At 69.4% G+C, this 7,425-nt stretch carries 7 protein-coding genes and 1 tRNA gene; 4 read left to right on the plus strand and 4 right to left on the minus strand.

Annotation, left to right across the window (positions count from 1 at the left end):
* Positions 1-32: 32 nt before the first annotated feature.
* The gene (locus tag J0695_RS24545) at positions 33-1,220 is read right to left on the minus strand and encodes a serine/threonine-protein kinase (protein WP_206965158.1); all 1,188 of its coding nucleotides are present in this window, start codon (positions 1,218-1,220) and stop codon (positions 33-35) included.
* Between the two features lie 49 nt (positions 1,221-1,269).
* A complete protein-coding gene (locus J0695_RS24550; protein WP_206965160.1) occupies positions 1,270-1,818 on the minus strand; it encodes a helix-turn-helix domain-containing protein in 549 nt (182 codons plus the stop codon).
* 151 nt (positions 1,819-1,969) lie between these two features.
* On the opposite strand from J0695_RS24550, the gene J0695_RS24555 reads away from it, so the two are divergent.
* Positions 1,970-2,042 (plus strand) — tRNA-Ala (locus tag J0695_RS24555).
* Positions 2,043-2,418: 376 nt separating this feature from the next.
* Here the strand turns inward: J0695_RS24555 and J0695_RS24560 are convergent.
* Both J0695_RS24560 and J0695_RS24565 read right to left on the minus strand, forming a co-directional pair.
* Positions 2,419-3,174, minus strand: coding sequence for a class F sortase (locus J0695_RS24560; RefSeq protein WP_206965162.1), 756 nt, complete (start codon positions 3,172-3,174; stop codon positions 2,419-2,421).
* 138 nt (positions 3,175-3,312) lie between these two features.
* Positions 3,313-3,714: a GVDTG sorting domain-containing protein gene (locus tag J0695_RS24565; RefSeq protein WP_206965164.1), complete on the minus strand. Its 402-nt coding sequence runs from the start codon at positions 3,712-3,714 to the stop codon at positions 3,313-3,315.
* Between the two features lie 1,074 nt (positions 3,715-4,788).
* Here J0695_RS24565 and cseB point away from each other — a divergent pair.
* The 3 genes from cseB to J0695_RS24580 all read left to right on the plus strand — a co-directional run.
* Entirely contained in the window at positions 4,789-5,484 is a 696-nt protein-coding gene (gene cseB / locus J0695_RS24570) for a two-component system response regulator CseB (protein ID WP_206965166.1), read from the plus strand.
* Between the two features lie 6 nt (positions 5,485-5,490).
* A complete protein-coding gene (locus J0695_RS24575) occupies positions 5,491-6,741 on the plus strand; it encodes a sensor histidine kinase (RefSeq protein ID WP_206965168.1) in 1,251 nt (416 codons plus the stop codon).
* 126 nt (positions 6,742-6,867) lie between these two features.
* A partial coding sequence (locus tag J0695_RS24580) for an ABC transporter ATP-binding protein (RefSeq protein ID WP_372445822.1) occupies positions 6,868-7,425 on the plus strand: 558 nt, incomplete at its 3' end.

Raw genomic sequence — 7,425 nt, forward strand, 5'->3', positions numbered from 1 at the left:
CGCCGGGCGGCGTGCGGCGGCCGGCTGGTAGGTCAGCCCTGGGCGAGTGCCCAGATGCCCACCGCGAAACAGAGCAGTGCCACGAGCAGGACCCCGGCGGTCACCCTCGGGGGTGGTCCCGGACGTCTGCGGGCGATCGGTGCGGGCCGAGTGGGAACCTGCGCGGGCTGGGCGGTGTACGGATAAGTGAAGGGCTGTTCGTACGGCGTCGGTTGGGGAGGTGGGGCCGGATGGTGACTGCCGGTCTGAGGAGGCATGGGGGGCGGCTGTGGCTGTGGCTGCGCCTGCAGTTGCATCTGCTGGGGCTGGAGCTGCTGCACTACGGGCGATTGGGCGTACGGCGTCGGTCCCGTGAGGGTGAAGCCGGGCGGCAGCGGGCCGATCTGGTCGAATACTTCGAGGTCCTCCTCGTCGGGGCCAGGGCCGGGCAGCAGAGCGGCGGCTGCGGTCAGAGCACTACGCGCTCCGGCGGCCGTACGGAAACGGGCCTGCGGGTCCGGCTGGAGGAGTCCGGCGAGGACCTGCCAGAGCGGCTCGGGGATGCCCTGCGGCGGTCCCGGTGTGCCGTGGGTGACGAAGTGTCCGACGAGGGCCCTGGAGTCGGGTCTGACGCCCTCCAGCAGATAAAGCGCCACCAGGCCGACGGCGAACAGGTCGGCGGTGAAGTCCGGTTCGGCTCCCATCATCTGCTCGGGTGCGAAATAGCCCGGTGTGCCGACCACGAGACCGGTGCCGGTGAGACGGGGCTCGTCCTTGCGCATCGCGATGCCGAAATCGGACAGCCGCAGATGCGGCCGCCCTCGTCCGGTCGCCTCCATCAGGATGTTGGCCGGTTTGATGTCGCGGTGCACGACCCCCTCGGCGTGCACCGCGGCAAGCCCCGCCAGCAGCTGGTCGATCAGGGTGCAGACGAACCGGGGCGGCAGCGGGCCGTAGTCGCCGATGACATGGGCGAGCGAGCCGCCGCTCACCAGGTCCATGGTGAAGAGCACCTTGTCGTCGTCCGCGGCCCAGCTGGCGGGGGCGAGCACATGGGGGTGATCGATTCGCAGCGCCTGCTCGCGGACGAAGCGCAGCAGCGCATGAGCGTCGCTCTGCCGCAGGACCTTGGCCGCCACATAACGGCGACGGCGGTGGTCCCAGGCACGCCAGACGGCGCCGGCGCCACCGCGGCCGATCGGATCGACCAGTTCGTACCGGCCGGCGAATACCTCACCCATGGTGCCGTGCCCGCCCCTCCCGACGACGGCCCGGACGGAGGCCCCGGGCTCAGTTCTGGTGCGACTCGTAGTGGGCGACCGCCTCCGCGGTGCGCCCCGCGCCGTACACCCGCAGGAACTCTGCCAGTTCCGGGTGGTCCGCGGCGAGGGTGTCGGCGGCATCGATGATGTCGCCCGCGGCCGCCACCGAGCGCAGCAGCGACTGGATCTCACGCACCACGCGGCGCACGGTCGGAGCCCCCGAACCGGTCGTGCTCTGGCCGGTGTTGGACAGGACCGAGCCACCCTGGGACTTCTTGATCTCCTCCATGCGGTCGGTGGCCTCGGCGGCGCTGACACTGCCGTCGGCCACCAGGCTGGAGAGCTCCTGCAGAGCCTGGACGCGCTGCACCACGGCAGGGTTTCCGATCTTGGCGCGCTGGCCGCTCATCAGCTGGGACAGCATGGGTGCGGACAGACCGAGCACGCCGGCCAGCCGGGCCTGGTTGAGCCCCAGATCGTCGATGAGCTTACGGAAGAGCGCCCCCAGCGGCTCTCCGTACCACGTGCGCTGAAGGTCTCTCGCTCTCGCGGTCGCTTCCTGCTGTGCTGCATCCATTGCGTCTCCCCATCGCTACCCCATTAAGGTGGCTTCGCTGCTGCGAACCCCGTCGTGCATCTTACGGAGAGTGGTCGCTCACGGGGAGCCCCAATCTTTGTGTGAGATCCCCGGGGTGACCCGGTACTCTGTTCACACGTCACCTCGTTTCGGGGCCTTAGCTCAGTTGGTAGAGCGCTGCCTTTGCAAGGCAGATGTCAGGAGTTCGAATCTCCTAGGCTCCACAATCAGATGCCCTCTGACCTGCGGAAACGCAGTTTCGGAGGGCATTTTTGTGCCCCTGGTGGGCACATCGGTGCCCACCAGGGGCGGCGCGACTGTTGCAGTTTCGGGGTGGTGAACCCCTGTCGCTCTCCTGCGGATCTTCTAGGCCCAGAGATGGAGCCTGTGGTTCGGCGGGCTGGGCAGCCCCGCGCAGGGATCGCCCCTGTGGGCGCGGCCTGCGGCGCTCCGCTCTTGTTGCCGCTTCAGGGTGAGGGCGGTGGTACACGGCCGCAGATCATCGACGCCTGAAACTCGTTACTGACCTCAGCGACCGTGCTCGCTGCCGCCCGGTATGACCCGCGGGCCCGGTGGTTCACCCGGTCACGGTTGTCCGGCTCAGGTTCCGATGGGCTGAATGCTGGTGCTGTTGTGGAGTGTGGTGCGGGAGCGTTGGGCGATGCGGTTCTGTGTCAGTGTCACACGCGCTGGTGGGGGTGTGGCTTTGGCGAGGTGGGCATAGACGACGATGTTCGCGCTGTAGCTGCTGGCCTTGGAATAGGCTCCGGCGCAGGTGATCAGGCGTAGTTCGGGGCGGTTGGCCCGGCCGTAGACCTTCTTGCTGGGGAAGTCGCTCTTTTCGTACTGCTCGACGGCGTCGATGGTGAAGGTCATGGTGCGCCCGTCCTTGCGCAGGATGTTGATGGTTCCCTTCTTGTGGAGTTGGCCGATGCGGTAGAAGACGGCGGGGCCGGTGTGGGTGTCGAGGTGTCCGGCGATGACAGCGGTGCCGGTGCTGCCGGGGGCCGTGCCTTCCTGGTACCAGCCTGCGAGGTTCTTGTCGTCGGGCGGAGGGGGCTGCAGGGTGTGGTCGTCGTCCGTGGTCAGCCCGGTAAGGGGTGCGTCGACCCCGATGGCGGGGATGGTGATGCGCGTCGGCGGCGAGTAGGGCAGCGGGTGCACCGTGGGGGCCGGGGCGGCGGGGCGTATCGGCCCGGTGAAGGCGTCGGCGGCCGATGGCCTGGGCGGGGTGTTGCCGGTGTCGGCAGAGCTGTCGACTATCAGGAACCCGCCGGTGGCCAGGCCGGCGAGTATGAGTGCCAGACCAGCCCGGCGACGGCGGAGGACGCCGAGGGAATGCTGCGCGGCGGGCATGGCGGCACGACCTTTCCGAGTGGGGGGGGCGACACCTCGCGTCCCTGCCGCGGGTTGCCTTGATGCGGACGTGAAACGCCCCTTGGTGCGCCCCCCCGAGGGTGGAGGGCGCACCAAGGGGCGTTGGAGCGGGCGAGGTCAGTTCTCGCTGGAGCGGCGGCGCATCATGACGACGCCGCCGGCCGCGGCGGTGGCGATCAGGGCCGCACCGGCGGTCATCTCGGTGGTGCTCAGCCCGCCCTGGGTGCCGCCCGCACCGGTGTGGACCGGGCCGGAGATGGTCGCACACGCCTCGTGCTCGGCGACCTGGGCCTGCTCCAGGATCTCCGTGGCAGCGTCGATCTTGTCCTTCGAGGCACCGGACTTCTTCAGTGCGTCGAGGCTCTTCTGCGCCTCGTTCGACCCCACCTGGGCCTGCTCGCACTGCTCGGAGTTGGGGCCAGTGGCGGCGGACGCGGCCGGGGCGGACAGCGCCAGGGCGCCGCCGGCGAGAGCGACACTGGAGATGGCGAGGCTGGTGAGAACACGAACGGAACGCATGGGACTCCTCCGAGCGGGCACGGCCCTCGGGTCCTTCTGACCCGAGTAGAGAGGTGAGGCGCGGCCTACACGCCCATAGATATGACTAACGGTCCGATTTCATGTGAAACCGGAATATATTCACTCGTCTAGACCCGGAAATACGGCGTGTCATTCCCCGAGTGGCGGCCTCGCGCATGCAAGCGCGGGTGAGGCCGAGCCTGACTCGGGCGGGCTGGTCTCGCGCGGGAGTGAACGTGCCGTTCGCGATCACGGAAACCCACCACTTCACTCGCGGGGGTTCGAGCATCGCTGGCTGCATCCCGAGAGCCAGCGGAAACCGGATGCCGCGGAGCACCGTCCGGTCCGGCAACGGCTTGCAGCCCGGGTGCCGGAGGGGCGAAGTCTCCCAGCGCATGGGCCTGCCGAGGCTCGCAGTTCCGACTCCTACAAGAGTGCTGCGCAGCGGAGCGGATGCCGATACACAGCCGCTCGGGTCCTGATGCCTTTCCCGCGCACTCTTCGACTGTGCGACAGCCCGGCAGGGGCGAGATACGCGAAGGGCGGTCCTGCCGCCGGCTCAGACCCAAGGAGCAAATCCGTGGGTCGTCGGCATGCTGGCCCGAGTCGTCATACGGAATGCGACGTGCCCATGAGTTCGCGGTGCCTGCGGGCTTCGTGAGTGAAGACGTACGCGATGGCGACCGCCGGCGCGTGGCCCAACGCCACTCCCCCATCCCGGCACGGAATGCGCCCGGTGTCCGCCGCTTTCATCTACTCCAGCAGCCCGCGTCGGCGACGTGATCCCCATCGCGGACGTTCCTTGCTCGCCAGATGTCGGCACCCCGTGTTCCGGGCGACTTGCATGGGTTCAGCGGCGCTCTCCGCAGTGCCGGTGCGAGATTTGTATACGGGAGGTATCAGGGGACGCTCGGGCGTTCATCGGTTCAGTGCGCCGGGCCGGTGCGAACTGTGGTTCGCGGGCCGCTCCCATATCGTTTCTTTCAGGTCGCACCATGCCCGAACTGTCCGAACAGGAGTGATTCACCCGTGCCCCCGTCCGATCCGGCTGCACCCGATCCGCAGCCTGTCCGCGTGCTGCTGGTGGAGGACGATGATCTGATGCGCCGGTCGTTCACCGTCGCCCTGGAGCGCTACGGCTACCGGATGAAGGCCGTGGCCGATGGGCTGACGGGGCTGGAGCTCTTCCGCGACGAACGTTTCGACCTGCTGATTCTGGATGTGATGCTGCCGGGTCTGGACGGGATCGGCCTGTGCCGCAGAGTCCGGGAGACCAGCCTGGTGCCCGTGCTGATGATGTCCGCCCGTGGTGACGGGCTCGACGTCGTCGCCGGTCTCGAGGCCGGGGCGGACGACTATGTGGTCAAACCCGTTGATACCTATGTGCTCGTGGCGCGTATCCGTTCGCTGTTGAGGCGGGCGACCTACGCACCCGCCGCGGGACCCGGGCGGACCACAGACGACGGGGAGCCGACGTCCGAGGGGAGGCTGCTGGTTTTCGGCGATCTGACGATCGACACCGGTGGCCTGGAGGTGTGCGTGTCCGGGAGCCCGGTGGCGCTGACCCCCACCGAACTCAAGCTGCTGCTGGAATTCGCCGCGCACCCGGGCATCGTGCTGGAACGGCACACGCTGCTGCGCAATGTCTGGGAGTACGGCTGGGACGGCGACAGCCGGGTCGTGGACCTGTGCGTGCAGCGGCTGCGCGGCAAGTTGGGCCGCGACCGGATCGAGACGGTCCGCGGTTTCGGCTACAAGCTCAGGCGCTGAGTCCGGATGCACCCGTTCCACCGGTCGCGGCCGGTCCGGATCCCCCTGCGCTGGAAGATCGCCGCGCTGGCAGCGGCCACTGCCTGCCTGGTAGCGGCGGCAGTGGGCGTGCTGGTGCACGTGTGGACCGCGCACGACATCCGGCAACGCGCCGAGGCAGAGGCCTTCAACACGATGTACTCGGCCATGGACGTCTACCGGCGTACCGGAACCCTCCTGGACGGCGCAGAGCTCGATCCGCCCGGGCTGCCCGCCGCACTGCGCAGCCCCGCGGACAGCGACCGGCATACGGCCTACGACGCACGTGAGGATGACTATGGTGAGGGCCCGACCGTCTGGGCCGCGCAGCGAACCGGGGGGCCGGGCAGCCGGGTTCTGGTCTATCGCGTCAACATGGCCCCGCGGCTCCACGATCTGGACCAACTCGACGTGACCATGGCAGTGGCGTCACTGATCGCGCTCGCTGTGGCCACCCCCCTGGCGATCTACGGGGCCGGGCTGCTCGGCCGTCGTCTGGGGCGGGTCTCCGAAACCGCGGGCCGGATCTCCGGCGGGGATCTGGATGCCCGGACCGGGCCCACCAAGGGCCGTGACGAGGTGTCCGAGATCGCCGCCACCGTCGACCTCATGGCGGACAGTCTCGGCCAACGGCTGCGCACCGAGCGTCAGTTCACCGCGGACGTGGCCCATGAGCTGCGCACCCCCGTCGGGGGTCTGCTGGCCGCCGCCGATCTGCTGCCGCCCGGTGAGACGGAGGATCTGCTCCGGGCCCGGGTACGCGATCTGCGCGGCCTGGTCGAGGATCTGCTGGAGATCTCCCGTCTCGATGCCGGTGCTGAACTGCCGGCCCGCGCCCGGGTCCCGCTCGGCGCGGTCGTCTCCGAAGCGGTGGTGCGCACCGGTCTCGACACCGAGGTCGTCGTCGCCCAGGGCGCGGGCACCGTGGAGACCGACCCGCGCCGCCTTGAACGGATCGTCTGCAACCTCGTCCTCAACGCCCACCGGCACGGGGACGCCCCGGTCCAGGTCACCGTCGAGGGCCGTACCGTCGTCGTGCGCGACCACGGCCCCGGATTCCCGCAGGCCCTGCTGCTGCGCGGCCCGCGCCGCTTCCAGACCGGCGCGACCGAGCGCGGCTCGGGCCATGGCCTGGGCCTGACCATCGCCCTGGGCCAGGCCTGGCTCCTGGGCGGCGAACTGCACCTGGCCAACGCCCCGGACGGTGGCGCCGTCGCCACCCTGCGCCTGCCGGTCTGACCGACAGGCCGCTGCACAACTGCTACGAAATGGCGCGGGCGCCCATACACGCCGGCCGAGATCCCGATACGTCTCCCCGACACCCTTCGACGTACACCCTTCCGTACCCGAAGAGGAGTCACCCCCATGACCGCGGAACCGCTTGCCCCGCACGTGCTGTACCCGATGACCGGGGGGATCGCGGCCGCCACCACCGACCTCTCCAAGGTCTACGGCAGTGGCGACACGCGCGTCGTCGCCTTGGACCGGGTCGGCATCTCCTTCCGGGAAGGCGAGTTCACCGCGATCATGGGCCCCTCCGGCTCGGGCAAGTCGACGTTGATGCACTGCGCCGCCGGGCTCGACTCGTTCGACTCGGGGTCCGTCCGCATCGGTACGACCGAACTGAGCACGCTCAACGACCGGCAGCTCACTCACCTGCGCCGCGACCGGGTCGGCTTCATCTTCCAGGCGTTCAATCTGCTGCCGACACTGACCGCCCTGGAGAACATCACGCTGCCGATGGCCATCGCGGGCCGCCGCCCCGACCGGCAGTGGCTGGACCGCGTGGTCTGCATGGCCGGCCTGAAGGATCGCCTCGGTCACCGCCCCGGACAGCTTTCCGGTGGGCAGCAGCAGCGCGTCGCGGTGGCCCGCGCTCTGGCCTCCCGGCCCGCGATCGTCTTCGCCGACGAGCCCACCGGC

Source organism: Streptomyces beijiangensis (genome assembly GCF_017315755.1).
Classification (GTDB): Bacteria; Actinomycetota; Actinomycetes; order Streptomycetales; family Streptomycetaceae; genus Streptomyces; species Streptomyces beijiangensis.

Coding starts and splice junctions, on each gene's coding strand:
- J0695_RS24545 (WP_206965158.1), bottom strand. CDS start 1,220: ATGGGTGAGGTATTCGCCGGCCGGTACGAACTGGTCGATCCGATCGGC.
- J0695_RS24550 (WP_206965160.1), bottom strand. CDS start 1,818: ATGGATGCAGCACAGCAGGAAGCGACCGCGAGAGCGAGAGACCTTCAG.
- J0695_RS24560 (WP_206965162.1), bottom strand. CDS start 3,174: ATGCCCGCCGCGCAGCATTCCCTCGGCGTCCTCCGCCGTCGCCGGGCT.
- J0695_RS24565 (WP_206965164.1), bottom strand. CDS start 3,714: ATGCGTTCCGTTCGTGTTCTCACCAGCCTCGCCATCTCCAGTGTCGCT.
- J0695_RS24575 (WP_206965168.1), top strand. CDS start 5,491: ATGCACCCGTTCCACCGGTCGCGGCCGGTCCGGATCCCCCTGCGCTGG.